The organism is Peribacillus sp. B65 (assembly GCF_058513295.1).
Genome location: NZ_CP195840.1, coordinates 4748017 through 4774268 on the forward strand (window position 1 = coordinate 4748017; position 26252 = coordinate 4774268).

General features: G+C 38.8%; 28 protein-coding genes, 1 pseudogene and 1 other annotated feature. Of the genes and pseudogenes, 6 read left to right on the forward strand and 23 right to left on the reverse strand.

Features of this window, described 5'->3' with window-relative positions:
- Nucleotides 1-175: 175 nt before the first annotated feature.
- The 3 genes and pseudogenes from ACSR9O_RS23225 (at nucleotide 176) to ACSR9O_RS23235 (ending at nucleotide 2169) form a co-directional block, all read left to right on the forward strand.
- Nucleotides 176-550 (forward strand): hypothetical protein, encoded by a 375-nt coding sequence (locus tag ACSR9O_RS23225; RefSeq protein WP_491725178.1) that lies wholly within the window; start codon nucleotides 176-178, stop codon nucleotides 548-550.
- Nucleotides 551-660: 110 nt separating this feature from the next.
- A pseudogene (locus ACSR9O_RS23230) lies at nucleotides 661-1740 on the forward strand (CotH kinase family protein); the annotation flags it as partial.
- A 96-nt stretch (nucleotides 1741-1836) separates the two neighbouring features.
- Nucleotides 1837-2169, forward strand: a complete 333-nt coding sequence (locus ACSR9O_RS23235) for an SET domain-containing protein (RefSeq protein ID WP_290370147.1) — start codon at nucleotides 1837-1839, stop codon at nucleotides 2167-2169.
- A 52-nt stretch (nucleotides 2170-2221) separates the two neighbouring features.
- Here ACSR9O_RS23235 and argS read toward each other — a convergent pair whose 3' ends face one another.
- The 4 genes from argS to ACSR9O_RS23255 form a co-directional block, all read right to left on the reverse strand.
- Nucleotides 2222-3901 (reverse strand): arginine--tRNA ligase, encoded by a 1680-nt coding sequence (gene argS, locus ACSR9O_RS23240; RefSeq protein ID WP_397314216.1) that lies wholly within the window; start codon nucleotides 3899-3901, stop codon nucleotides 2222-2224.
- Between the two features lie 34 nt (nucleotides 3902-3935).
- Nucleotides 3936-4154 (reverse strand) — a binding site (T-box leader).
- A 67-nt stretch (nucleotides 4155-4221) separates the two neighbouring features.
- The gene (locus tag ACSR9O_RS23245; protein WP_101225774.1) at nucleotides 4222-4767 is read right to left on the reverse strand and encodes a response regulator; all 546 of its coding nucleotides are present in this window, start codon (nucleotides 4765-4767) and stop codon (nucleotides 4222-4224) included.
- Between the two features lie 92 nt (nucleotides 4768-4859).
- Nucleotides 4860-5891, reverse strand: coding sequence for a Delta(5) desaturase DesA (gene desA / locus ACSR9O_RS23250; protein ID WP_491725179.1), 1032 nt, complete (start codon nucleotides 5889-5891; stop codon nucleotides 4860-4862).
- A 269-nt stretch (nucleotides 5892-6160) separates the two neighbouring features.
- On the reverse strand, nucleotides 6161-6670 hold the full coding sequence (locus tag ACSR9O_RS23255; protein ID WP_491725180.1) for a DinB family protein: 510 nt from the start codon (nucleotides 6668-6670) through the stop codon (nucleotides 6161-6163).
- Nucleotides 6671-7694: 1024 nt separating this feature from the next.
- On the opposite strand from ACSR9O_RS23255, the gene ACSR9O_RS23260 reads away from it, so the two are divergent.
- A complete protein-coding gene (locus tag ACSR9O_RS23260) occupies nucleotides 7695-9104 on the forward strand; it encodes a LysM peptidoglycan-binding domain-containing protein (RefSeq protein ID WP_491725181.1) in 1410 nt (469 codons plus the stop codon).
- 22 nt (nucleotides 9105-9126) lie between these two features.
- Here the strand turns inward: ACSR9O_RS23260 and ACSR9O_RS23265 are convergent, their stop codons facing one another.
- From ACSR9O_RS23265 to ACSR9O_RS23300, 8 genes are all read right to left on the reverse strand, one after another.
- Nucleotides 9127-10023: a DMT family transporter gene (locus ACSR9O_RS23265; protein ID WP_491725182.1), complete on the reverse strand. Its 897-nt coding sequence runs from the start codon at nucleotides 10021-10023 to the stop codon at nucleotides 9127-9129.
- Between the two features lie 267 nt (nucleotides 10024-10290).
- Entirely contained in the window at nucleotides 10291-10494 is a 204-nt protein-coding gene (locus tag ACSR9O_RS23270) for a zinc ribbon domain-containing protein (protein ID WP_034304303.1), read from the reverse strand.
- Nucleotides 10495-10892: 398 nt separating this feature from the next.
- A complete protein-coding gene (locus ACSR9O_RS23275) occupies nucleotides 10893-11435 on the reverse strand; it encodes a hypothetical protein (RefSeq protein WP_491725183.1) in 543 nt (180 codons plus the stop codon).
- Nucleotides 11436-11822: 387 nt separating this feature from the next.
- A complete protein-coding gene (locus tag ACSR9O_RS23280) occupies nucleotides 11823-12776 on the reverse strand; it encodes an ABC transporter permease (protein WP_491725184.1) in 954 nt (317 codons plus the stop codon).
- Nucleotides 12776-13708 (reverse strand): ABC transporter ATP-binding protein, encoded by a 933-nt coding sequence (locus tag ACSR9O_RS23285; RefSeq protein ID WP_101225767.1) that lies wholly within the window; start codon nucleotides 13706-13708, stop codon nucleotides 12776-12778. The genes ACSR9O_RS23280 and ACSR9O_RS23285 overlap by 1 nt, the downstream gene beginning before the upstream one ends.
- A 343-nt stretch (nucleotides 13709-14051) precedes the next feature.
- Entirely contained in the window at nucleotides 14052-14285 is a 234-nt protein-coding gene (locus ACSR9O_RS23290) for a hypothetical protein (protein WP_101225766.1), read from the reverse strand.
- 49 nt (nucleotides 14286-14334) lie between these two features.
- Nucleotides 14335-14829, reverse strand: a complete 495-nt coding sequence (locus tag ACSR9O_RS23295; RefSeq protein ID WP_101225765.1) for a GNAT family N-acetyltransferase — start codon at nucleotides 14827-14829, stop codon at nucleotides 14335-14337.
- 113 nt (nucleotides 14830-14942) lie between these two features.
- On the reverse strand, nucleotides 14943-15593 hold the full coding sequence (locus tag ACSR9O_RS23300; protein ID WP_260357936.1) for an HAD family hydrolase: 651 nt from the start codon (nucleotides 15591-15593) through the stop codon (nucleotides 14943-14945).
- A gap of 293 nt (nucleotides 15594-15886) precedes the next feature.
- On the opposite strand from ACSR9O_RS23300, the gene ACSR9O_RS23305 reads away from it, so the two are divergent.
- On the forward strand, nucleotides 15887-16684 hold the full coding sequence (locus ACSR9O_RS23305; RefSeq protein WP_491725185.1) for a peptidoglycan-binding protein: 798 nt from the start codon (nucleotides 15887-15889) through the stop codon (nucleotides 16682-16684).
- Nucleotides 16685-16776: 92 nt separating this feature from the next.
- On the opposite strand, the gene ACSR9O_RS23310 is transcribed toward ACSR9O_RS23305, so the two are convergent.
- The 5 genes from ACSR9O_RS23310 to ACSR9O_RS23330 form a co-directional block, all read right to left on the reverse strand.
- Nucleotides 16777-17310, reverse strand: a complete 534-nt coding sequence (locus ACSR9O_RS23310; RefSeq protein WP_260356733.1) for a GNAT family N-acetyltransferase — start codon at nucleotides 17308-17310, stop codon at nucleotides 16777-16779.
- 11 nt (nucleotides 17311-17321) lie between these two features.
- The gene (locus ACSR9O_RS23315) at nucleotides 17322-18326 is read right to left on the reverse strand and encodes a phosphotransferase enzyme family protein (protein WP_427575479.1); all 1005 of its coding nucleotides are present in this window, start codon (nucleotides 18324-18326) and stop codon (nucleotides 17322-17324) included.
- Between the two features lie 205 nt (nucleotides 18327-18531).
- On the reverse strand, nucleotides 18532-18723 hold the full coding sequence (locus tag ACSR9O_RS23320; RefSeq protein WP_101225760.1) for a hypothetical protein: 192 nt from the start codon (nucleotides 18721-18723) through the stop codon (nucleotides 18532-18534).
- Between the two features lie 49 nt (nucleotides 18724-18772).
- Nucleotides 18773-19036, reverse strand: a complete 264-nt coding sequence (locus ACSR9O_RS23325; protein WP_101225759.1) for a hypothetical protein — start codon at nucleotides 19034-19036, stop codon at nucleotides 18773-18775.
- Between the two features lie 722 nt (nucleotides 19037-19758).
- Complete coding sequence (locus ACSR9O_RS23330; RefSeq protein ID WP_260356729.1) at nucleotides 19759-20193, reverse strand: GNAT family N-acetyltransferase; 435 nt, start codon at nucleotides 20191-20193, stop codon at nucleotides 19759-19761.
- 176 nt (nucleotides 20194-20369) lie between these two features.
- On the opposite strand from ACSR9O_RS23330, the gene ACSR9O_RS23335 reads away from it, so the two are divergent.
- On the forward strand, nucleotides 20370-21236 hold the full coding sequence (locus tag ACSR9O_RS23335) for an SDR family oxidoreductase (protein ID WP_491725186.1): 867 nt from the start codon (nucleotides 20370-20372) through the stop codon (nucleotides 21234-21236).
- Nucleotides 21237-21288: 52 nt separating this feature from the next.
- Here ACSR9O_RS23335 and ACSR9O_RS23340 read toward each other — a convergent pair whose 3' ends face one another.
- From ACSR9O_RS23340 to ACSR9O_RS23365, 6 genes are all read right to left on the reverse strand, one after another.
- Entirely contained in the window at nucleotides 21289-21708 is a 420-nt protein-coding gene (locus ACSR9O_RS23340) for a VOC family protein (protein ID WP_491725187.1), read from the reverse strand.
- Nucleotides 21709-21734: 26 nt separating this feature from the next.
- Nucleotides 21735-22634, reverse strand: coding sequence for a DMT family transporter (locus ACSR9O_RS23345; RefSeq protein ID WP_491725188.1), 900 nt, complete (start codon nucleotides 22632-22634; stop codon nucleotides 21735-21737).
- Nucleotides 22635-23079: 445 nt separating this feature from the next.
- A complete protein-coding gene (locus ACSR9O_RS23350) occupies nucleotides 23080-23577 on the reverse strand; it encodes an SRPBCC family protein (protein WP_491725189.1) in 498 nt (165 codons plus the stop codon).
- 38 nt (nucleotides 23578-23615) lie between these two features.
- The gene (locus tag ACSR9O_RS23355; RefSeq protein WP_101225754.1) at nucleotides 23616-23927 is read right to left on the reverse strand and encodes a hypothetical protein; all 312 of its coding nucleotides are present in this window, start codon (nucleotides 23925-23927) and stop codon (nucleotides 23616-23618) included.
- Nucleotides 23928-24007: 80 nt separating this feature from the next.
- Nucleotides 24008-24643 carry a Type 1 glutamine amidotransferase-like domain-containing protein gene (locus tag ACSR9O_RS23360; RefSeq protein ID WP_491725190.1) on the reverse strand — a complete coding sequence of 212 codons (636 nt, stop codon included), beginning with the start codon at nucleotides 24641-24643 and terminating at the stop codon, nucleotides 24008-24010.
- A gap of 381 nt (nucleotides 24644-25024) precedes the next feature.
- Entirely contained in the window at nucleotides 25025-26227 is a 1203-nt protein-coding gene (locus ACSR9O_RS23365; RefSeq protein ID WP_491725191.1) for a macrolide family glycosyltransferase, read from the reverse strand.
- Nucleotides 26228-26252: the final 25 nt, after the last annotated feature.

The following is a 26252-nucleotide window of genomic DNA, read 5'->3' on the forward strand; positions in this document are numbered from 1 at the left end:
GGTACATGCCCTTTATTCCCATTTGGGAGTAAGGGGCATTTTTCATTTCAGAAAAGGCAGACACTCTAATTGAAGTGACCCGCCATAACTCTACATTACTATTTTAATCTCCGCCATTTTTTTTTTAGCCCTTTTGTCGTTAACCAACGTTCAAGTTTGTACCATACTGCATATCATGAAATTAACCTTATTAAAGGAGGGGTCTTTATGCCGAAAGGAAAAAAAGGAAAAGGCGGTTCATCTGGCAGTAGCAGTAGCAGCAGCAGCAGCAGCAGCTGTAGCTCATCTACTGGCAGCAAGTCTACTGGCAGCAAGTCCACTGGTAGCAAGTCCACTGGCAGCAAGTCCACTGGCAGCAAGTCCACTGGCTGCACATCCACTGGCAGCACATCTACTTGCAGCACATCCACTGGCAGCACATCTACTTGCAGCACATCTACTGGCAGCACATCTACTTGCAGCACATCTACTTGCAGCACATCTACTTGCAGCACATCTACATCTAGTACATCCACTGGAAGTGGAAAGAAAAAAAGAAGAAGATAGTTAAATCTAAAAAGCTTCAACTTGATCAATCTCTGGTTGATTAAGTTGAATTTTTTCATACATTACATGTTTGCGCTTGACCATAATACATCTTCAAGAAAGGAAGGTGAGTGTATGCCTTATCATATTCCATCTTATTTCTTAATGATTGAAGAAGGAGATCTAGAAGATTTACGTGCGGACGTATGGAGTAATGACCCCATTCCCGCCTATTTGAAATTGGAAAACGACATTTATGATATCGATATTGCCTATCGGGGCTCTTATACCCGAAAATTCAGGAAAAGATCCTATTGGATTGATTTCATCAAGCCAGAAAAATTCTTTGGTGCCCACAAAATCCATCTCAATGCCGAATACAAAGATCCTTCCCTCATTCGCAATAAACTCTCACTCGATTACTTCCAAGACCTTGGAGTTCTTTCCCCCCATAGTCAGCATATTGACTTATATCGTAACGGCTCGTGTAAAGGGGTATATTTACAACTGGAGTCCGTTGATGAATTCTTTTTGGAAAAAAGAGGACTTCCTGCCGGTCCCATTTATTATGCAGTCAACAATCATGCCAACTTTTCATTGGAAAGGGATGGGAAACCGAAAGATTCCCTTGTATCAGGCTATAAACAAGCGTTTGGAAAACCGTCCGACGATGAATACCTTATTGAATTGATCAGAAAAATCAATACCACCCCGCTTGCCAAATTTCCTGAAGAAGTCTCGCAGCATCTTGATATTCATAAATACTTACGCTGGCTGGCTGGAGCTGTATGTTCAATGAATAACGACGGTTTCACTCATAACTATGCATTATATCGCAATAGTGAAACAAACTTATTTGAAATCATTCCTTGGGATTATGATGCCACTTGGGGACGCAAAGTCAGTGGCGGGATCATGGAACACACATATGTCCCTATTGGAGGAAAAAGGACAAATCACCTTAGTTATCTTCTATTGCAGGTTCCGGAATACCGCAAGTTCTACAAAGACCTCTTGGTTGAACAATTGGAAACCACATTTACTGTGAATCACATGGAAAATAAAGTATTATCACTGCACCAGGCGATACGCCCCCACATCCTTCTTGATCCATATAAAAAGAATAAAGTGGATCTATTTGACAAGGAACCAGAATTCATCTTCGATTTCATTCGCAATCGCAGTGATTACTTAAATAAGCATCTTGGTGACCTAGACGAAACAAAACTGAAAGCCAAGCAGGACTGGAAAAAAGCAATAGAGGCCGTATCACCAATCTGTATTAAAAATACGGGGAAATACGGCAGGGGAATATATGCGGTAAGGGATATTAAAAAGGATGAACTCATTGAGGCATCACCTGTCATCATTTCACCCAAAAGAGAATGGAAATATTTAAAGAAAACGTCACTCTTTCATCACTGTTTCTATTGGGGAGATGACGATGAAACGGCCATTGCCTTAGGAAATGGATCGCTATTCAATCATTCATACACTCCGAATGCGAAGTATGATAATAATTTAGATGATTTAACGATAGACTTTTATGCACATAAAGACATAAAGGCTGGCGAAGAAATCACGATCAATTACAACGGTGAAATTGATGATAAATCCCCCTTATGGTTCGATGTCATTGAATAAGATTTTAAAGAATCCATTTTGAAAGTTCAAAATGGATTCTTTCATTTTACCTTTACATTTTTTTCGGCGCGGAAATTCCCAATAAACTTAGCGCATCCTTCAATACAATCGCTACGGAAAAAGCGAATGAGAGTTTCATTTGTTTCCATTCGTCTTCAACTAGAACTTTTGTATGTGCATAATACTTATTGAATGCACGCGATAAATGCAAGCTGAATTTCGCGATTTGTGATGGGTCGGCTTGTTCAAACGATTTTTGGACAATGCTCGGATATTGCTCTAGCAGCTGGATGACTGGCCACGCATATTCACCTAAAGCGTCAAAATGGATGGCCTGCTCGTTAAATTCACCTTTTTCAAGCAATGAGGAAATTCGCGCATATGTGTACTGTACATATGGACCTGTTTCTCCCTCAAAATTCATCATTTGTTCTAATGAAAAATCAATATCGTTCATGCGGTTATTTTTTAAATCGTTAAAAATTACCGCTCCGACACCGACCTGTCTTGCAACCAGTTCCTTCTGTTCAAGCGCTTGATTTTTTTCTTCAATATTGCGCTTCGCAGTTTCGATCGCCTCTGCCAATACATCCGCAAGGAGCACGACTTTCCCTTTACGAGTCGACATTTTCTTACCATCTTTTAACATCATGCCAAATGCTACGTGCTGCAAATCTTTTGACCATTCATACCCCATTTTTTCAATGACGTTAAAGAGTTGTTTAAAGTGCAGGGATTGTTCGTTTCCGACAACATAAAATGTTTTCTTCGCCTCATACTGTTTTTTACGATACATGGCGGCAGCTAAATCACGCGTGGCATAAAGTGTCGCACCATCCGTTTTCGTAATCAAACAAGGCGGCATATCTTCCAATTGCACGACATAGGCACCTTCGGATAGGGTAAGTAAGCCTTTTTCTTTTAGTTCCCCGACAACCGCATCCATTTTGTCATTGTAAAACGCTTCGCCGGCATAGGAATCAAAACGGATGCCCAATAAATCATAAATCGTCTCAAACTCTTTTAGAGACGCATCCCTGAACCATTTCCACAATGCCAGTGCTTCCTCGTCCCCATCTTCAAGCGACTTGAAGCTTGCTCGTGCTTGTTCGTTCAACGATTCATCACTTTCGGCTCTATCATGGAACTTCACATAGATCTTCAATAATTCCTGAATCGGCGAAGCTTCGATTGCCTCTTTGTCGCCCCACAGCTTATATGCGACAATCAACTTGCCGAATTGCGTGCCCCAATCTCCTAAATGATTAATACGCACAGCATTGTAGCCATTTTTTTCGGCGATGTTAGCCAGTGCATTCCCTATGACCGTTGAGCGTAAGTGCCCCATGGAAAAAGGTTTGGCAATATTCGGGGAGGAATAATCAATCACGACATTTTCCTGTACAGGCTGCATCGAACCATACTGATCCTTTTCACTTAATATCGTTTGCAGCACGTTTTCCGTCACCAGCTGTTGATTGACGAAGATATTCAGATAACCACCCACAACGTTCACTTCTTGGATCAACTTACTATTTAATTGTTGGGCTATTTCAGACGCAATCACCTGAGGCGACTTTCTGAATTTTTTCGCAAGAGTAAAGCATGGAAAGGCGACATCGCCTAATTCCATCAATTTTGGCTTTTCCATTAATTTTTCTATTTCACTAGCTGGCATTTCATTGTTCAAAGCAGTTGAAATCAATTCTGCAATTGGTTTATTCATCGTCATTTTCCCTCCTAAACAAAAAAGCCCCCGCCTCTAAATAAGAGACGAGAGCATGAATTCCCGTGGTACCACTCTAGTTGCCACAAATTGTGACCACTTTCCATTGTTAACGAGGTGACTCCCCGATATTCCCTACTAAACGGTTCAAGAAATTTCTCCAAAGTGCGCTTCATTCATCCGTCCTGCATTAGGCTCCCACCATCCCTAACTCGCTTTCCATTTCAAAATGAACTACTCTCTTCATCACAGAATTTTCAATATTATAATTTAATCCATCGTACACAATTTAAAAAAACGTGTCAACAGGATTTAAGAAACAAATCCTAACCAGCCGGTAACTTCATTTTATCTTTGATGGTGGAAAAATATTTCCTTACTGTTCCAATTGTGCCGCTTTGCTGATTTGACGGCTCAATTTTTGATTGACCATCGGCTAACAAACCTAACACTCCCATTTCCCGGCCATTATTGCTGGAAGTCTCATCTATAAGTTCTGGGGAATATATTCGCTTGCCATCCATTATGCTGCGAATCGAGCAAGCTAACTCTTCACCCGGGCTATCCTTCAATAAATAACCACTTACATTAGCCTTTATTGCGAGTTGAAAATAACCAGTTCTTCGGAATGTCGTTAAAATGACCACTTTACATCCAATTGACCTTAATGCTTCTGCTGCCTCAAGTCCGCTCATTACAGGCATCTCCATATCCATGATACACACATCAGGCTGTAATTGGTGAACAAGGGCCACCGCTTCTACTCCATTACCGGCTTGCCCGACAATTTCTATATCTTCTTCAAGATTGAGTAGAGAACTTATTGCCTCTAACAGCATTTGCTGATTCTCTGCAATGACAATTCGAATCATTTTAAGTTCTCTCCTTTATCGAGTTCCTTATATGAAGCAAAGACTCCCCCAAATCCGAGGATTATTAAGGGAGTCTGGAATGATACTGAACGTTACAGTTCAGATTTCACTTGAGCGGGAACGCTTTTTTTCGTTAAATATTTTATATCTTTGAAACCGATAAAATTCTTGGATTCCTCATCCCATAAACGGAAACGGAGTGAGCGCAAGCTTGTCGCAAGAGTAATCGTTGGAACGTTCTCTAAAGGCTGCGTATTGTTGTGCGCCATTTCCAATTTATAGTTAGGTACCCTTGGACTTAAATGGTGAACATGATGGTAACCGATATTACCAGTGAGGAACTGCATCAGTTTTGGAAGTTTATAAAAAGAACTTCCTTCCACTGCTGCCAATACATATTCCCACTCCTCATTTTCTTCAAAATAAGAGTCCTCAAATGTATGCTGGACGTAAAACAGCCAAATGCCGACTGAACCAGAAATCATGAAAATGGAACCTTGTACAAGAAGGAACGACTGCCAGCCTACTGCCAGGCAAAGCAATGCCGCTAAAACGACGATTAATGCATTCGTCAAATACGTATTATTTTTTTCCTTCTTTCTAGCGCCTTTACGGTTAAATCTATTTTTAAGAAGGAAAACATAAATCGGTCCCAAACCAAACATAACAATTGGATTGCGGTAAAAACGATAGGCAAAACGAAGTTTAAACGGTGCAGCCAAATACTCATCGACCGTAAGGGTCCAAATATCCCCTGTACCCCGCTTATCCAAATTACCGCTTGTTGCGTGATGCACAGAATGCTCATGTCCCCATTGATCAAACGGGAATAAAGTCAAAACACCCATGATAGTCCCGACTATTCTATTCGCACGGCGGCTTTTGAAAAACGAATGATGCGTACAATCATGAAAAATGATGAATATTCTTGTCAAGAAGCCAGCAGCAATCACAGCTGGAATTAAAGCTAACCAATAAGAAACGGAAAGACTTATATATGCTAGGTACCATAAAATAATGAATGGCCCCAAGGTATTGATGATCTGCCATATACTTTGCTTTGTCGTTGATTGTTCAAAAGGAGCAATTTGTTTTCTCAAGTTTTTCGTATTTTGCAAGGTCATTATTTAATTGCACTTCCTTTTATTTGTCGTTATTACATAGTATAAAGAAATCAACCTAAAATTATTAGTACCAGGTGTCATGACTAGAAGATGACAAATGTCATGTACAAGTCATTTCCAGCAGCAAACGTAAAAAAGGTCAACCAGGAAGAACCGGTTAACCTGTTCACATGTATAGGATTCCATTATCTTCAAAATGACAGGTAGCCTCACTTTAAGAACAGGACTGTCAGTGCTTACAGTCCCATCAGTAAGCAAATGAAGTCCCGTTACTCTCCTTTTAAAAATAAATAAAGACCGTAATCCGTCGAAGTAGAGGCATAACCCATTTGTCGCAACATAGCTGTGATATTGCCACGGTGATATGTTCCATGATTCACGACATGCGGAATCAATTCGGCAACACCTGTTTTCATTAGACCGCCAGCTGGATTCTCAATTATAAGAGGCTTATCTAAATTTTCTTTTTGGCTAAGCAGCGATTTGTACCGACCGGACAACTCAAAAAACATGGCCTCCATTTCCTCTAATTCCTTTGACTCTGTTTGTTCCTTCAGTTGTTCAGCCAACTCCAATGCATGTTTCATGCTTTTACCGGAAAAAACCTCCACCCACCCCAGATCGGAAAGATACACATGGGCCATCACACTCGATATCGATGGAAACACACTTTGTACTTCTTGATGGTAAACATCCTTTGGAAGCTCTTTTAAGCGGTTAAAGATTTGTTCGTTTGCCCATGCGTTAAAATCATGAAACTGTAATGCAAAATGTGACATATGAAATCTCCCCTTCTTCATATATGGACTAGAACTTACGAATTAACGGTCCTTCATACGGAATAATTCGTCCTTCAGCGAAATAATTCGAACTACACATGAATTAATTCGACCTACAGCGAAATTATTCGACCTACACATGAATTAATTCGACCCTCAGCGAAATAATTCGATCTACACATGAATTAATTCGACCTACAGCGAAATTATTCGACCTACACATGAATTAATTCAACCCTCAGCGAAATAATCCGACCTACACATGAATTAATTCGACCTACAGCGAAATTATTCGACCTACACATGAATTAATTCAACCCTCAGCGAAATAATCCGACCTACACTTGGATTAATTCGACCCTCAGCGAAATTATTCGACCTACACATGAATTAATTCGACCCTCAGCGAAATAATTCGACCTACACATGAATTAATTCGACCCTCAGCGAAATAATTCGATCTACACATGAATTAATTCGACCCTCAGCGTAATAATTCGTCCTACACATGAATTAATTCGACCCTCAGCGAAATAATTCGACCTACACATGAATTAATTCGACCCTCAGCGTAATAATTCGACCTACACTTGGATTAATTCGACCTACAGCGTAATAATTCGATCTACACACGAATTAATTCGACCCACAGCGAAATTATTCGACCTACACATGAATTAATTCGACCTACAGCGAAATTATTCGACCTACTCATGAATTAATTCGACCTACAGCGAAATTATTCGACCTACACATGAATTAATTCGTCCTTCAGTGAATTAATTCGACCTACACATGAATTAATTCAACCCACACGAAGGTTAGAAATGCCTTTCCACAATGTACCTCTATTTTTAAAGCTATTCTCCATAGTAAACTAGTAAAGTTAAATTTTACAAAGGGGAATAAAAAAATTGTGAAAAAATTCTTTGGATATTTTATTATGTTAAGCCTTCTTTGTATGTGTCTCTTTCCAACCAGTGGTCATTCATCAAGGAAAACCCAATACATAGGTTCTGTTAAAGTGGACAATACAAAAGTTTTTAGTTCTCCTAAATTAGGTTCTACTCTATTAAAGACTTTAAAAAAGGGCGAGGCGTTTCCCGTCATTTCTTCTTCAGTAGGGGATTCCGCTGGGCCCATCATTCATAAAGTAAAGACTGGAAACACACTATGGAAAATAGCAAATCAATATGGTGTTACAGTAAGTGCGCTACAAAAAGAAAATAAATTAACATCTTCCGAAATAACTGTCGGCCAAAACCTGAAGATTCCCCAGAAATATAAGATTCATAAGGTTGTATCAGGAGATACATTGTGGAAGATTTCTACTAAATACAAGGTAACAACAAGTGAATTGTCGAAATTAAATAACTTAAGTTCGGTTACCCTTAAAGTGGGCCAAAAATTGAAGGTTCCGGATTATTACTACCAGGTCCAATTGCTTGGCGGAAAAAAGGGATGGATAAAGAAATCCCAGCTTCAAAAAAAGGCGCAAAACCGTATCGTCATGGGCTGGAAGCATAATGGATCGAAAGAAAACTATACCCAGCAACTTAAACAACCCAATTTGAATGTAGTTTCTCCCCGTTCTTATACACTGACGGATACCGGTAATTACGTTTCGGTTTCTGTAGATACAAAATACATCCAAGCTGCACATAAACAAGGAAAACAAGTTTGGCAGCTTATCGGGAATAAATTTGACCCTGTTTTAACTGGTTCTGTACTAGGCAATACAAAAAAACGCCAGAAATTGGTTTCAACTTTACGGGATTCACTTGTTAAAACGAAAAGTGATGGAATAAATGTAGATTTCGAAAACATCGACCCAAAAAATAAGAAGGACTTTGTACTTTTCATAGGCGAACTAAAAAAGGCACTAAAACCGCATGGAATTAATGTGTCTGTGGATGTCACCCGAGAAAATGACGACCCTTATTGGTCAAAAAGTCTAGATAGGAAAGCACTTGGCAAAATAGCGGACTATATAATCATAATGGGTTATGACGAGCATTGGGGAGGGAGCCCAGTAGCCGGGTCCGTTTCCTCGTTACCTTGGATCAAAGAAGGAACCAAGCTTTTAATGAAAGAAGTACCTGCTCATAAGATCATATTGGCTGTACCATTTTATACGAGAGAATGGGTGACCGATTTGTCGACCAAAAAAGTGATAAGTCATGACCGTACCATGGCTGAGGTCAACAAAATCATTTCATCTCAAAAACTTAAAAAGGTATGGGATAAAAAGACTCAACAAAATTACGTGATGTATACTTCCAAAGGGAAAAAGCATCAAATTTGGATAGAGGATAAAAAATCGATCAAGCTCCGGATTGACCTGGTAAAACAAAATCATCTAGGCGGTGCAGCTGCTTGGTACATTGGATCAGAAACCCCTGACATTTGGGATGTCTATCATTTTAATCAATAGGTAAATTCATGCAGAAAAGGCCTCACATTGTGTGCGGCCTTTTCTGCATGACATCATTTTCAGTCGGTCTAGTCGTTTTAAGTGAATAGACCACCCCAATAAATATCAAGGAAATACCTAGAATTTGAATACCGTCCGGTTTAAATCCTGAAAGCAGAATATCCAAAAGGATGGCAACTGCCGGATCGACAAAAATCATGAAAGATACTACATTTGTAGGCAAATGGCGAATACTATTAAAAAACAGCAAATACACGACGCCTGTATGGATGATGCCAGTAAGAACCGTATAAAACCATTCGGAAGAATTTAAAGTTGTATATACGGAATAATCGACAAAAGGAATCAGTAATAGAAATCCAATGAACATTTGCAGAAATGTGGTCGCATATACACTGGTCTTTGTAATGCTCTTTCCTAAAAGCATGGTTGCCGCATAGAAAAATGCAGCAATGATTCCATACATGATGCCCTCCCATTCAGGAGATGATGATCGAAATCCATCTGTTCCCATAATGAGTAATGTGCCAATGAAGCAAAGGGAAATGGCCAAGATGGAGAATAAATTCATTTTCTCCCTAAAGATGAAGCTCCCTATAATGAGTACAAGGATCGGCGCTAAATGATAAAGCGAAATGGCGATTGTCACTGATATCAGCTCAAAGGATTTAAAGAGGAATATCCAGTTTAACAAGTTGGCCACCGCGCATAAAATGATGAGCATTACCTCCCTGCCATTCCATATTTCGTTCTTGAAATGTCCGGTAATCATCCAGGCTGCACATAAGAATACGGCAGCACAAATGCAGCGAACAAAAACCAATTCCAATGCAGGAAGTCCTGATAGTTCCGAAAAGAAACCGACAGAACCGAAGATTGTCATGGCTAGAGACAGTTGAAGAAGTGCTATTTTATTCATTTAATTTCCCCTCATGAAATTTCCATTTTTTACATTAATACTATCATTTCTCGGGCATGCCGTCACGAGTAATGATATTCGCCCACATTTGATCCGGAATCATTAATGTACACCTGCTATCTCGCGCAAGATTGTCATGATCTCGTCTTCCCTGCCTTCCTTTATTTTGGCGGCCTAGTCCGGTTCCATCAGTAATTCTCTTCCTAAAATGAATAAAAAACAAGAATCCCCTTTTCATGAAAAAGGGGATTCTTGTTTTGCCAATGATCATCCCAAGAATAGATCCAGCAGATTACTGCCTGCAGATGATTGCCTATTATAAAACTCCGAATAACCGCACTGCTTGCAATACACAACCGTAAATTGATTATTCTGGACATCGAACATTTTTGACAAGCCTGTTCCTGTCATGGCTACATCCTTCTTAGCCGCATCATTGCTTCCGCATTTCATACAACCCTTTTCGCTCATGATCCTTCATCTCCCAATTTATTAAAATGATAAATGCCGATAAATACCGGTGCTCCTAAGCACCGTACATACTTAGATATACGGATAAAGTAATAAATGGTTTCAGAGATCATGAAAAAAATGGAAATTTTTTCTGTTTCCCCTTAGAATTTATAGTAGGAAAAGCATGATACACACTTATTGCAAAATAATAGAGTAAAACCATATGCAGAGCATCATTTATAGGAACCGGGGTATCAAGTTTGAAAATGGTAAATGCTGCATATAACCCAACAAATATGATTGGATAAATGATGTAATGATAGATGAAATTTTTTATGAACATATTATTTATCGCATCACTTTCTTATTCTCTTAAACAGCCAAGACCCTTAATCGGGGACGCTGGTGAAAAAACATTACATGACCTCTGCATCATCCAATCGTATTTCTGCAACCCTTCCACCTTGAACACACCAAAATTCTAAAGTAATATCTCGTTTATGGTCAATGTAGCCGATAATATCGGCTCCCTGTTCATAACTTTTATAATAATGATCTCCGTACTTCGAAAGAACGTCCGCTTTCTTACTTCCTAATTTAATACCTTTGCTTGTTTGAAGGGAGTTTTCAAATTGATCGTCGTCCGTACTTGAAATGATCAACCGCATGATTTTCCCTTTATCCTCGTCTGTATTGATAGAGGCCGTTTTCAACCCGCCCTTCCAATAATAATAATCATAAGCATTATTATTATCTTGATCGATGGGTTCTCCATATTCCCTAATGAATTCCGGACTCGATATGTTATCCAACACTTTAAATCCCCCGATAGATTCATCAGACAAATCTGTTGATTTTGTCAATTTTTGAGAGAATGCCGAGTACACGTAGAGCCCTAATGCTGTTCCAATAATTATAAATACAATGACTAACTTTCGTTTATAATGCATTTTCCCCATCTTTAAATCTGCTCCATCTCTATCAGATTATTTCCGCGAAGTCCGCAATTAACTAGTGTATTGTTCATATGTACATGGAGCTACTGACTTGCAAACAGGTAGGAACTGATCCCCATTACGAACCTCCGCCTATCCCGATCACTACGCCAGCAACTGTCCATTGTGAAATCATCATGCCTATTAGAAATAAAGAAAATCCTATAAGTCCAATTCATAGAACCTTGTTTTTATTCATTTTTCACCCCTGCACCCAACTGAATATCCTCATATTATCTTATACGGATAATTTTGGATAAAGGTTTCACTTTATGCCAGATTCTAAGCAGCAACATTCCTTTTGCATAAGAAAAACCGAAATCAGCCACTGATTTCGGTTTTTCGCTCTATTTAATTAGTGATATCTTTTTTCTGGAAGAAGAAGAAAGTTAGCGCTAAAAAGATAAGATAATAGATGCCGAGTACACCCATCGAGAATCCAAGTGTAGCTCCATCGAACATTTCTATGGTTCCGGAAATATAGCCCCTTAAATCAAGGTGGGGGAATAAGACGAATTTTAACCACTCGTATTTTCCGATGAATGATTGAATGACCATATTTAATGTCGAAGAAGCAAATAGGATGAAAATGGATATCCCTACTGCAAGTGCTTGGTTTTTAAATAATGTGCTTAACATGAAAGCGATGGTCGTGATGACTAGGAATCCTGGTATCCAGTAAACGATCATGTCTACGAAATATTCGCCGACTACCACCAGACTGAATTCGAAAGATGCAGGATCCATGATTTTGTCTGAATACGAACCATTGCCAAAGAATATGATTCCGATTAGATAACTGAATATAAGAAGGCTCGCAAGTAGTAACGTTGCAAATAACAGGGAAGTAATATATTTGGAAAGTAGGATCTTCCAACGTTTATAAGGCCTGATCAACAGTTGTTTAATGGTGCCATCGGAAAATTCCGAAGAAACGAGCGAGCTGCAAACTATAACGACGAATAAAGTGACAAATGATGTTAATGATGTAGTCCATTCAGCCATATAGGTCCAATTCGTGTTTAAGTCAGGGTTTATATTATCAGCCAACAGTTGCTTGTTGTAATTAATGTCTTCCATGATGGCGGCTTTTTCATCTTCACTGATTTCCTTAGCTTCCAAAGCCTTTTGCTGTTCTTGGATATCTGCGTTTAACTCTTGCTTCCAATCTTTATTCGTTTCGTCAGGACTTAGTTTATAATCGATGACCGCAGCCCCTAATGCTGCCAATAATAGAAAAGCGATGAATATATAAGTTGATACTTTTGAAAAGATTTTCATCCATTCATTTTTTACTAAGGACATCATACAGACTCCCTCATTTCCTGCTCAGTGATTTCGAAGAATTTATCTTCCAGCGATTTTCTGGTTATGCCAATTTCAAAGACATCCAGTTCATTTACATTAAAACTCCGGTTTATATTGGCCGTTTGTTCTCGGGTGGCCGATACGGAGATTGTCTTCGCACCATTTTTTAGAATCGTAATATCCGCAAACTGTTCTTGAAGGATTTTTTTAGCTAGCTTCCCATCACTGACAGTGAATGAAACTTCATTGATCGTTTCGGTTTTTTCATCAACAATATGTTCTTTCGTATGGATCAGTTTTCCCTTTTCGATAACGGCAAAACTATCACACATCAATTGCATTTCCGATAGTAAATGTGATGAAATCAATATCCCGACGCCTTCACTTGCCAATACTTTCAAATAATCACGAAACTCGCGGATCCCTTGCGGATCCAAGCCATTCGTCGGTTCATCAAAAATCAATAACGACGGTTTATGTAAAATGGCCTGTGCCACTCCAAGGCGCTGGCGCATTCCCAATGAATAGGTTTTAACCTTCTTATCGATGGCATGATCCAGTTTGACAAGCTTAATGACCTCTTCTATTCTCTCAGTGGATATGTCATTGGATGACATTCGGGCATAATGCAGGATATTCTTTCTGCCTGTCATGTACTTATAGAACTCCGGGTTTTCAACAATGGCCCCCAATTGATTCATCGCACCTTCAAAATCATTATCCAGGTCACTGCCATTGATCATGACAGTACCGCCCGTACGATTGATGAGACCTGTGATCATACGGATGATCGTGGTCTTACCCGCTCCATTCGGACCAAGCAAACCGAATATTTCATTGCTTTTTATTTCAAAGCTAACATTGTCTACGATGGTTGCTTTTCCAATTTTTTTAGTTAAGGATTGAACCTTAAGAACCGATTCAGACATATAATACCTTCCTTTTTTTATAAATTTCCAAAATCACACAAATTCAACATTACCATATTATGCATATTATTACTATACTGATATTCTTCCATTTGGATATAAACACCCCTTGAATCAGCTGCAATCAATAGATTTGAATTTTATGGTTTCCCGTTCTTGACCTGACCTTATTGTGAAATAACATCAAGCCTTCCGTCTGCGTCAACTTCCCGCCCCAATTATCCTAAACACTGCCATCACTTTTTTTCCTCGAAATAGCAACAACTCCTATATATCGTTACCATTTAATACGATTCCGCAAGAATAAAGTTTCAGGATTATTTAATCTAATAAGGAAAATTTTTCATAACTTAATCAATATATAGGTAAATCCGATAGAAATGGACAGACCCAATGCAAAAAGAAGGATTTTTCTAATAATGGAAGGTAAAAGCTTATATATCATCATTAAAACTACATCGATGAAATTCGTTGGTATGCCGATCTCTTTAATCTCTTTCTTTTTGCCAAAAATGGCGAACCACATTACAAAAAGACCGCATAAAATAAAAATGATGGAAAAAATCTTATATCCCATTGTCTGTCACCCGTTTCCTCATAGGCTAAACGATATTGTTATTATTATCTTAACTTTCAAGTTTCAAAATGAATTCTTCAACCTCTTTGCCTCTTGCATGGGAATAACCTTTGTCTTCATCAAATCTTTCAAATCCGCATTTCTCCAGCACCCTGATGGAACCAAGATTATCCTTGGCTGCGCGGGCATAAAGAGGGCGGACTTTTATTTTCGGCAAAAAATGGAGCAGTGCCCCTGTAGCGATCCCTTTCCCCCAATATTGCTTCCCGATCCAATAACTCACTTCCGGGTTACCAAACTGTTCAAACTTGAGAATACTGCCCGCAACACATCCGTTGTGGATTATGGTCATTTTTTGAATATCCCGGTTCGATAAGATGTTCTTCCAGTGTGTCAAAAAAACCGCCTTGTCTGATGGATCTTTAGATGTGAAGGCAGCCATATAGTTTGCGGCAGGATCCAATTGTTGCTCGAAAAAGACTGGAAGATCACTCTCATTGACCTCCCGCAGCCGGACTCCTTCGTCATTGATATGCAATCCCATAAACTCACCCTCCCCACCAAAATATAACTTTCATTAAAACCAGAAAAACCGAAGACTCTGCCATCTTCGGCTCGGTTTCATCCCTTTATCATACTACACTTTCCTTCGAACGCTTATTGCTCAATATGTTTTATGACGTCAGACAAGCTCTTATCCATCATGGAACGGAGGCGTAAATGATGATTTTCAAAAGCTAAAGCTTCCGTCACGGGATTAGGAACGATCACACATTTTAAACCTGCAGTCAGGGCCGCTTGAAGCCCATTTAACGAATCTTCAAATGCTACGGCTTCTGTCGGCTGAATGGCCAGAACATCAATTGCCTTTACATACAAATCAGGCGCTGGTTTTACTTTCTTGACTTCATCCCCTGTGATAATAACTTCAAAATAGTGTAACAGTCCGAGTTCCGCCAAATGATGAGTGACCCACTCTTTTGTCGAGCTTGAAGCGAGGGCGATTTTATATCCATTTCTTTTTGCTTCTTCTAAATAATCCTTCACACCTTCACGTGCCTGTGATGTTTTCATCTTTACTTCATGGAGGCTTTTTGCTCTGGATTCAATTTCTTCAATATTACACCTTTCCCCCAACTGATCTTTAAAGTACTGATTAAGCTCAGTATTATCCGTTCCGATACATGTAACAAAATGTTCGAGGGGCAAATCAGATTCATAAAAAGCCATCGTTTCTTTATAAGCCTCATACCAAGCCGTTTCCGTGTCTAAAATTAAACCATCAAAGTCGAAAATAACTGCCTTAATCAAATGATTTCCTCCTTTAACCTTAAAATAGAACTTCTATTAACTTAAACGTACATGAATGAATGCCCCTGTTCAACCAAACGGTTCCGGTCCGTTTCCATATGAAGGTGATTTTTTCCATAATTAGTTAATCAATAAGGATATGGTAACCCGATGTCCGCCTCATTTCTTTTTTATATGTTACATGTTTTAACAATTACTTAGTGCCTTCGCGGTGTTTTTCCTTAACTGCGCCTAAAAGAGTGATAGTTTAACGAATGGTTTAATTGCAGGAAACAACGAGGAGGATAAACATGAAGAAAATTTTATTAACGATCCTAACGGCTTCTGTATTCATTCTAGGAGTTTGCATGCCAACAAAAGGCGAAGCCGCTGCCTTGGATCGCACACTTTCATTTGGGATGAGTAATAGTGATGTAAAACAAGTACAAGAATTATTACTGACAAAAGGGGTTTTTCCCTATCATGAAGCAACAGGTTACTACGGACCGATTACAAAGGAATCCGTAAAGAAGTTCCAGGAAAAATCAGGGCTGAAAGTCGATGGAATAGCAGGAACACAAACGAATCAGAAAATACAGGTACTGAAAAGCGGGGATATGGGAAGGCCTGTAGCTGAACTGCAAAGGCTATTGAAAGCCTGGGATGTTTACTCATCAACGGTCGATGGCATTTATGGATCAGGTACAAAGCAAGCCGTTATCAACTTTCAAAAGCAAAAGGGCTTATCCGCTGACGGTATAGCCGGTGCACGGACCATCAGTAAATTAGAAGAAAGAGCCAGTTCGGCAAGCTCAGCCGTTAAAGAACTGACGGTTACAAGTACAGCATATACAGCAAGTTGCGAGGGATGCTCAGGCACTACAAGAATGGGTGTCGATTTAGAAAAATATGATGATGCCAAACTGATAGCAGTCGATCCGAACGTGATTCCGCTAGGCTCCATCGTTGAAGTCGAAGGCTACGGACAAGCTATCGCTGCAGACACGGGCGGTGCGATCAAAGGAAACAGAATCGATGTCTTCATCGCGAAGGAAGCGGATGCTTTAACGTGGGGAAGAAAGCAAGTGAAGGTAAGAGTAATTAAATAATGCATGACATAAATATCGTTTTACTATAAAAATAGATACATAACCAAACCAGAAGAGCATGTAATGAATCCATTCATGCTCTTTCGGTCTGATCAAACCATTTTGTACATGATAATATCATCAACGTATTCACTTTCGCTCATCTTGAATTCTTTTATTTTACGGCCTTCTTCAACAAACCCCAGCCTTTTATACAATGATATTGCCCGATGATTTGTGGAAAAAACTCCTAAACTCACCTTCTCAATCAACGGATTGGCTTCTGCCCAATCCAATAACGCTTCAATAAGCTCCTTTCCCAATCCCATCCCTCTGAAATTTTTTCTGATCATCACCCCAAATGAGCCCTTGTGGGACATTCTCTTCCTATTCTCCGATTGAAAGGCTATCCATCCAACCACTTTATCATTTATTTCGGCCACGATGATGGTTTCCCGTTCATTTTCCAATAACCTTCGTATCCAATCTCGTTGCTGTTCATATGTTTTATTGAACTCCTCCGATACGGCAATAAAATACTCGCCTTCGGAAATAACGGAATTTTGCACATCCAAAACCGCTTCCGCATCTTCCAATACACCAGTCCGAATTCTATATGCAAGCCCATTATTTTTTATATCTGACATTCCAATCCCCCTTAATGAACCATGTTCGGATCGAAGTGAACAATAGGACGGCTTTCGATGATTCTTTGTTCGATTTTTTGAACGGTTTTGTATAATGGACTATCCGCATTCTTCAAATCGTATTTTTTATGGAAAAAATTATATAACGTTAAATCCCTTAGCTTTAAAAATAGAGGAATCGTTTCATATTCTATAGGCGCAAGAATATTTTCCGTCTCATAGCCTTTTATGAATTCCCTCATGAACTTGGCAGCATATTCATCGAGCCCTTTTGTCCCTTCACGTTCCAAGCTCCACATCAGATAGTACAGAGGTATGGCCAAATCACTGGCAAACCAATGATAAGAACAGTCATCAAAGTCAAAAACATGAATCTTCCCCTCATGAAAATGGAAATTGCCGTTATGTATATCAGAATGAATCAATCCAAAATTATCTTGATGAACCGGAAGGGCATTTAACTTCTTCGTGACTAATTCTTGTTGGCGCATCAATTGCTCCGGTACATCGGATTGAAAGAGCTGAGCATTCAATAATTCTTCTTCATGCCAATCCAGCCTTTTATATTCCGCTTTTGGCTTATAACTTTTAGTTTGTTTGTGCATTTGGCCAATGGTTCTTCCCCATTCAAAAAATAAAGGTTCATTGAAATTTTCATCGGTGACTTTCATTCTTACACCAGGAGCTTTTTCAAACAGGCAACAATAAAATTCTGAACCATCCGAGCCCTTTACAATTTCAACTAAGTTATTATCTTTCGAAAAGAGAACCTTAGGAATTTCACTACCATTATTCTGTAAATGCTCAATCCACTTTAACTCAGCAAGCACTTGAGCTTTTGTACGATGTGATTGATGTGTCATTCTTAAAATGTATGGCGTTCCATCCCTGTAAACCTCAAATACGTAGTTCTCTGCATCTCCAAGTTTAACCGGATTCCCCGCATTCACTTGAAAAAAATCTCCAGCCAATTTCACCAATTCATTAGAAAAAATCCGTTCTACAGCAGCTTCCATGATCTTCACTCCCATAATGATATTGCTAACTTATTAATAAAAACGATTTATACTATGCTTTATACGATACCAAGATGCCTTTTCCCTTTATTTGTATATTATTGTTTTTTATAAATCTAAAAGATAAAGCTTTTGAATAATAAGTTATTAGCAGTTCCTTCTTCCTTTTTTCAAAAAAAAACGCCCTATAGGGCGCGTCCAAAAATCAAGTTTCCTTTTCTTCTTCATTCGCTATTTTATTGAACTTCAAAATCGTTTCTTCAATTACTGGATTATTGAATTCCTCTTGGATGGCTGATTGTACAAACTTATCTTCACCATTCATTTCATCCCAAGCATTAACTCTGTAATCTGGATCCCGACGATTTGATTTACCGTTTTCCTCATTATTTGACAACTATCTTCACCTCTTAAATATAGTGGAATTCGAACCATTCATAAGCCTTTTAATAATCTTCCTTGATTGAAATGGGTGAACCCGTTGATGTATGTTGATTAACCCAGTCGAGCGACACTTTTGAAACGGCATCCCACTCGGGTATTTGAGCTTTATGTTGTTCCACCCAGCTCATGCAATACTGCGGATCTATATTGCCTTCTTCGGATTTTGCCAAGAATGACTGAATTGTGGTTTCCGTACAATTTTCCCAAGAACCACAGGTATCCTGCCAAATATGTTCCATTTTCATTTGTATATTTTCGTTAGCCATTTGGTTTCCTCCTTAATTAAATGTTACATTTTGATATCTTAATTAAGTATGTCCAAGGCTAAATAAATCATTACAAAAATTTGGGTTTTTCAGCGAAAGAATGAATTTACAGTCCTAAAAATGATGAATAAACTGATTCCGATGAACAAAATCCGCCAGAACCAATAACTGCTTATGAAAGGAAAATCATTGTCTTCTTCAATCTCCTTTACACCCTTATACAGCCAATTGTATTGAAACAAACCAAAATATAGAAACACGACTCCCGTTATAAAACAAAAAAACAAACTAGCATTTCCAACACTTCATCGAACTCCTCACTTTTCATCTTGACGTAAACATCAAAATAAGGACTTTTGATCAAACTCTGCAGCAGAAGGATATTCTCGTTAGTAAGATGAGTAGTTCAATATATTTTTTCAAAGGAATTGGATTCATTATTATACTTGCAATAAACGTTCCAATTTCTGGGTATTGGAGCATTTGCGGTGAGTTTGGGGCTTATTCTTGTGAGTTTCAGCGATTTACTCTTGAATTTCGAACTTTTACTTGTGAATTTCACGTGTTTACTCGTGAATTTATCTTAAATTGATCTCTTCTTACTTAAAATGTTAATAATCCAATACACATAGTGGACAACGTGTCTTACATTCACTCCATTTACTCCATAAAATGGCACAAAAAAAGCTGAATACTCAGCTCTTTTACGTCGCTATTCTTACTCACAGCGTTTTTCTAAATGAGTAGCACCATTTATCATAATCTAATTTCTCTTCATAGAATCGGTGGGCTTCGTTTCGTTGGATCCCAGATTCCAATGCCACATATGCAGCTCCGTTTTCTTTTGCCCAGTTATGTATATAACTTAATAACTTCTCTCCATATCCAAATGAGCGGTGTGCAGAATCTGTTACAAGGTCATAAATAAACACGTGACGTTTATTATAAAAGTTCACTCTCCAGCTTAAACCAGCCAAGGATACAACCTGGTTATCTATATATAAAGCAAACAAACAGTATCCGTCCTTCCTCATTTCTTCAAGTAACTCCAGATATGTTTTTTGAGTTAAGTCAGTACGCAACTGATTCATGATTGGAAAGGCTTCTAACCATTGTTCTTTTTTGGTCAATTCTTGTATTGTTCCTGTCGAATTCATATTAACACCCCTGAAATTTTCATTTAAATGTAATTCAACTTTGAACACCGTAAGTCCTTCTTCACTATATTTTTGTAATCGTTTGCAGATGGAATCGGTGGGAATGTCGATGTTTAACCGTACTTTTTAACGGCTAAAGTATGACTAGATCAATAGTTTAAAAGGAGGAGATTTCATTGAATATATATGAACAGCAAAAGAATGGACAGCCCGGACAAACGCAGGAAAGACAGCCTGGTATTGAATCTGAGATGAATCCACTTCCGATTCAGCCAAAGGATTACATAGGAAGCGGTAAGCTTAAGGACCGCGTTGCCTTGATTACAGGCGGAGATAGCGGCATCGGACGTGCGGTTGCCATTGCTTATGCAAAGGAAGGCGCCCATGTGGTTGTGAATTATTTAGATGAGCACGGTGATGCCGAAGAAACAAAGCAGCTGATTGAAGCGGAAGGCGTTCGCTGCCTCCTACTTCCAAGTGACGTTTCCGTGGAGGCGAATTGTAAAGAATTGATTACTAAGACGCTGGACGAGTTCGGAAAGCTGGACATCCTCGTCAATAATGCTGCGGTGCAATTTCCGACGGAAAACATTGAAGATATCACGGACGAGCAATGGGACAAAACGTTCCGCACCAATATTTATTCAGTATTTTACATGAGCAAGCACGCGGTTCCTCATATGAAACAAGGCAACTCGGTCATCAACACAACATCGATCAATCCTTACAGAGGCCATGCAACTTTGATGGATTATACAGCGACAAAAGGAGCAATCGTCGGATTCACACGCAGCCTTGCGCAGAATGTGGCTAAAAAAGGGATCCGGGTCAATATGGTTGCACCAGGACCGATTTGGACTCCGCTCATCCCTGCGACATTCGACGAACGATCCGTTGCCGAATTTGGTACCGAGGCACCGCTTGGCCGCCCCGGGCAGCCAGCAGATCATGCAGGTGCCTACGTGCTGCTGGCATCTGATGAAGGTGCCTATATAACAGGACAGTGCATTCACATCAATGGCGGGATTACGATGTCCTCATAAACCCAAAACGACCGAAAAGCATGGTGCTTTTCGGTCGTTTTCATTTCAAAATTTAATTTCCTATGCCGGGCGAATTCATCAATACAATTCTCCAACCATCCGGATCTTCAAAAGTAACACCTGATTTTTCCCAATATGGATTTTCCGGAGAAACCGGTTCATGGCCCATACCTTTCAACCTATTCGTGATTTCCTCAATGGTTTTACGTTCAGGAATATAAAAGACAAGCAGATTATCTTTTGATGGGGCAGGACAAGGACTGCCATCCTTATGTTGAGTAAACTCCAGATGATAGCTGGAATCAGGAAGACCGATCATGATACCGTCATATCCCTCGTGCCCTTCAAAAGAACCGATTTTTTTCAAACCTAATCCTTCACAATAGAATTTTATAACCTTTTTTAGTTGATCAGTAGGACGTGCAACCCGCATTTGCGCTACTTTCATATCATTTGGCCATTTACTTTCCATTGTCCCATCCCTCTCTGAAATTCGAATTAAATTTCTTCTTTCAAATTACTTTTACCAATATTCATGCCAAAACCTAATGCAATCGCCGCACCTAAACAACTGAAAAGACAGCCAGCTCCCAAGAAAATGGTTGGATCTGATTCACCAATCATCACTGAAGCTATACCTCCAATTGCCGGAAAAAGGGCAACCATGTATCCACTTTTCGCCCCACCTATCTTTTCTACAAGCTTGAGGTAGAATAGCCAAGCTCCAAAGGAAGCGAATATAGTTAAATAGAACAAAGCAGATAAATATGTAATGGATGTCGGTATAGTGACTGCTTGTCCTTGAATGAACACAATGGCCGCCAAAAGAATTCCTCCTGCTGTAAATCCAAGTACATTGGCATAGATTGGGTTCACTTTCTTCCTGGCATTTCTAGCTGAGCTTGCATCGCCCAATGCAGTAAGGATGGTACCAAGAACAGCCATCATGATGCCCTTTATATCATTGAATCCATGAATATCATGTAAACTCGGATAAATAACAATACAAACAGCCAGCACACCAATTATCCCGCCAATTAAGATACGTGAATGCAATGGTTCCTTCAAAAAAACACGAAGGGCAATGGGCGTTAAAATGACTTTCAATGAAAATATTAACGTAACCATTGCTGCTGAACTTAAGATAGTGGCGTAATAAAGGCATAAATAGCTTAAAGCAAAATTACAAATTCCAAACACAATAATGAATGGAACATCCTTTTTCTTGGGTTTTCCTTTTGGTCTAAGCATGCACAATAAACTGAAAAATAGGATGGCCGTCAAACCTAAACGATATGTTAAAGATAATTCTAAACTCACAGGTGTACCTTGAATCTTAACGGCAATAAAATTAAGTCCCCATACTAATAAACAAAATATGTACATAAAGTTAGTCATAATAACATGACCAATTTGCGATATTGCCCACTTTCTTTCAGTTTATGAAACTCGTCGTAACTGATTTTCCCATCCATAATTAAACCGCCTTCTATTAAAAATCACATATGTAATAATAAAGTAAATATTACCAATTCAAAGGGGATTGTCAATATATAAAACTACATTCCGAAAAGCCCTCCAGTTAATTTGGAGAGCTTTTCATTGGCAAACGACTATTAGCACAAACTCTGTAATTGAGTTTCGAAAACATTCCATCTGATTTCAGAAATCCGCTCCCTTACCGCCGACTGTCTGCCGAGCCTCCTCGGCACAAGCGCCTGTGGGGTCTCGGCTAGCCAGTTATTCGGCAGGAGTGTCGCAAATTTCTTCGATCCATTCCGACCTTCAGGGTTCGGGATGCGATTCCGATTCCCTTTTGTCTAAAAACTGTGGCCCACGACTATTAGCCTTTATAGCTAACTTGTCCAGTTTCAACCAGTTCCTTCAGTCCCATAAACATTAAGTTCCAGCCATGTTCAGATCCATCGTGATACTCTCCAAGAGCTTTTTCGATATCGGATTCTGTCCAATTTTCTTCATGAGGAACGGTGATTTTTTGTGAAAATGCCATTTCACAGCCCTTTTGAAGTTCTTTCAGTTCAACTGTAATTGTATCTACTAATTCACTGAATTGCGGCATTTTAAAAGTGAACACTAATTTATTGGGAGGGTCCATTTCAAGGTACTCCCCTATCGCCCGATAATCTTTTCCATCGCGATGATCAATAATTTCCCAAGTACCTCCCACTTGAGGATCATTTTGTGCCACCTTATTTGTCCCTTCCAATGTAAAAAACCATTTTCTCATCATCTCAGGGTTCAACCATGCATCAAAAACCATTTCAGGCACTACATCAAAATTTCTTGTCATCTTTAAAGTGGTTGTTGAGTATTTTTCCATTTACATGCTCCTTACGTCAATTTTATGGGTTTACCTTTTTACATACTTTTCAATTCCTCTTTTGAGACAGCACGCCAACCGTTTGCTTCCAGTTTCTCTATATAGGTTTCCATCCTGATTTCCTTAATCTCAATCGCAAGCGGGTGCAGCGAAACAAAACATTCATTTGAGGCATAATTAATCGAAACCTTTACAACTTCATATCCATTATGAAATCCTGAATCGAATCCTGGATCATCCATTATATCCCCTTTAACAGGACGAATATCAGATTCAACTGTTTTCATCATTGATATACCATTTTCTTGTTCTTTTATTGATGTAATGAAAATCATTAAATTTATTTTCATTGCAGTCTCCTTTTCTCTATCCTTTAGCGCCCGGCACCCTTGCTCCAATTGAGGTAAAGAGCTTGTTGGTTCTTTAAGACTTAGGAATTCACTATTTCCTTTTTCATATTTTGAAAGGAATAGATATCATTTGCAACTTTAAATAGTTCCCCGTTCTTGGAGAAAATCGCACTTCCATTTGGTATTGCATATATCTTTCGTTCATTTGATAGGGAAATTAATTCTCCATCTATATTATCCTCATAATGGACCTCAACGCTAAACCCAACTAATCCTAAGCCCTTGATCACTACTGTTTCTGGATAGTCTTTATCTTTTGTTATTATGCAATCATTACAGAAAGCTAATGAACCCGCACTATATCCAATGATTAAACCTTGAAAGTCTTTGATAATTGGGACAAGTCCTTTTTCTTCTATAACATGGATTAACCTTTCTGGCTTTCCACCAATAAAGTAAAGAATATCATGTTCTTTTATAGACTTTTTCATTTCTTTGTCTGAAAGGTCTTCGTTTAATAATTCAATACTTACATTCTCCATGATTGAAAAGGCTTGTTTGATACTTGCCATCCAACCTTCATACCTGGAATTGTCGGTTGCAAAAGGAATTATTAAAATCTTAGCATCACGTTTAATCATTTTTGAAAGTTCCAGGAACACCTCACCTAATTCATTATCCGTGTGATTTCCGCCACCAATAAAACAAATGTCCATATATGTCCCCCAATTTTTCACGTGCTATTCTCTTAAAATATTCTATGTAAATAGGACAATACCTTTATATGTCACCGCTCTTCAGCTAAATTGCCCCGTAGCTCCATAATAAAAGGGTGCCGCAGCACCCTCATTTAAACCCTTGCCTATTTTCTCAAATATACGACACTGTCGTTTCTGTCTACTCGAAATTTTCAATCATCCTTAATATTAAGCATATAGCCAGCATCCTCAGATTCAAAAAATATACCATATCCATTATTCTAAGGATAACCATATAAATAGCAGACCACTTTTCCATCTTTCAAAAATACAAATTGATTCATTCCTTCATTTATAAAAAAAGAATTGCCACCAAGAAAATGCCACCGATAATTTATTTTAAATGTCGTATTGACCTATAAATTCAAAAATCTCATCAACAGCTTGGTGATATCCACCCGATTTTTGAAAGGATTCTCTTATATTTGAAACAGATTTATGGTAAGATGGGTCGTTTAAAACATGATCTGCTGCCTCACGCAGTTGATTTGCAGTCAAGCTTTGCATTTGTAATTTAATACCGGCTCCGATATTGGCAACTTGCCCTGCAATTATGGGCTGATCCGCGCTTTGTGGGATTACAATTAGCGGAACCCCGTAGTAGAGACCCTCATTGGTACTATTCATTCCACCATGTGTGATAAATAATTTAGTATATTTTAGCACTTCCGTTTGTGGAACATATTTTTTCACAATGAAGTTTTGGGGAATCTCTCCTAATTCAATTAGTGGGGTTTGTTGACCGACCGACATGACAACCGTGTGATTGCTATTTCCAAATGCTTCAAAACAAAGCTTATAAAAATCAAGAGACCGGTTAAAAACTGTTCCAAGAGAAATGTAAATGGGACTTTTTCCTTTGATATCAGCAAGGTCAAAGTTATCCTGCTTTAACCGTGAAGAGATGGATGGACCTACAAATTTGTAAGTTTGGTCGAATGCTTCTTTAAAAGGTTGAAACTCCCTAGTTGTATAAACGATTGAAAGTGGTGCAGGATTACAAAAAACTTCGTAAGTAGAATGGATCTCCACATCATATTTTTCCTTCACCATTACCGTCAGTCTTTGAAATTCATCGTGTATAGGTTTAACTATTTCTGGAGGAATTTCTTTAGAAAGCTGTTCCAGCATTTTATCGAATGATGCTTTTGTCTGCGCAAAAGAAGTACAAGAATTGATTGCGGGAAGCTTAAGGATTTGGGCAAGTAAACGTCCACAGCCAAACATGGAATCATGGATGATGTAATCAAAATGCTCTCCTTTGATCTGTTCAAGAACGCTAGGGATGACGATATCTACCGTATTTAAAAGACCGTTGATTCTTTCGAGTAAATAATTTCTTCCGCCTGAGAGAAAAGCTTCTATAAATTTTTCACCGTCAATTGTTCGTACAGTAGCTCCCGTCTTCTCGATACGTTCTCGAAAAGATTCTATCGTAAAGTACACTACCTCTTCTCCACGCGAAATAAGCTCTTGCACAACCCCAATAGTTGGATTGATATGTCCTTCTGACCCAGCATTAATAAATAAAACACGTGCCATTTTACCACTCCTTAAATAAATCTGT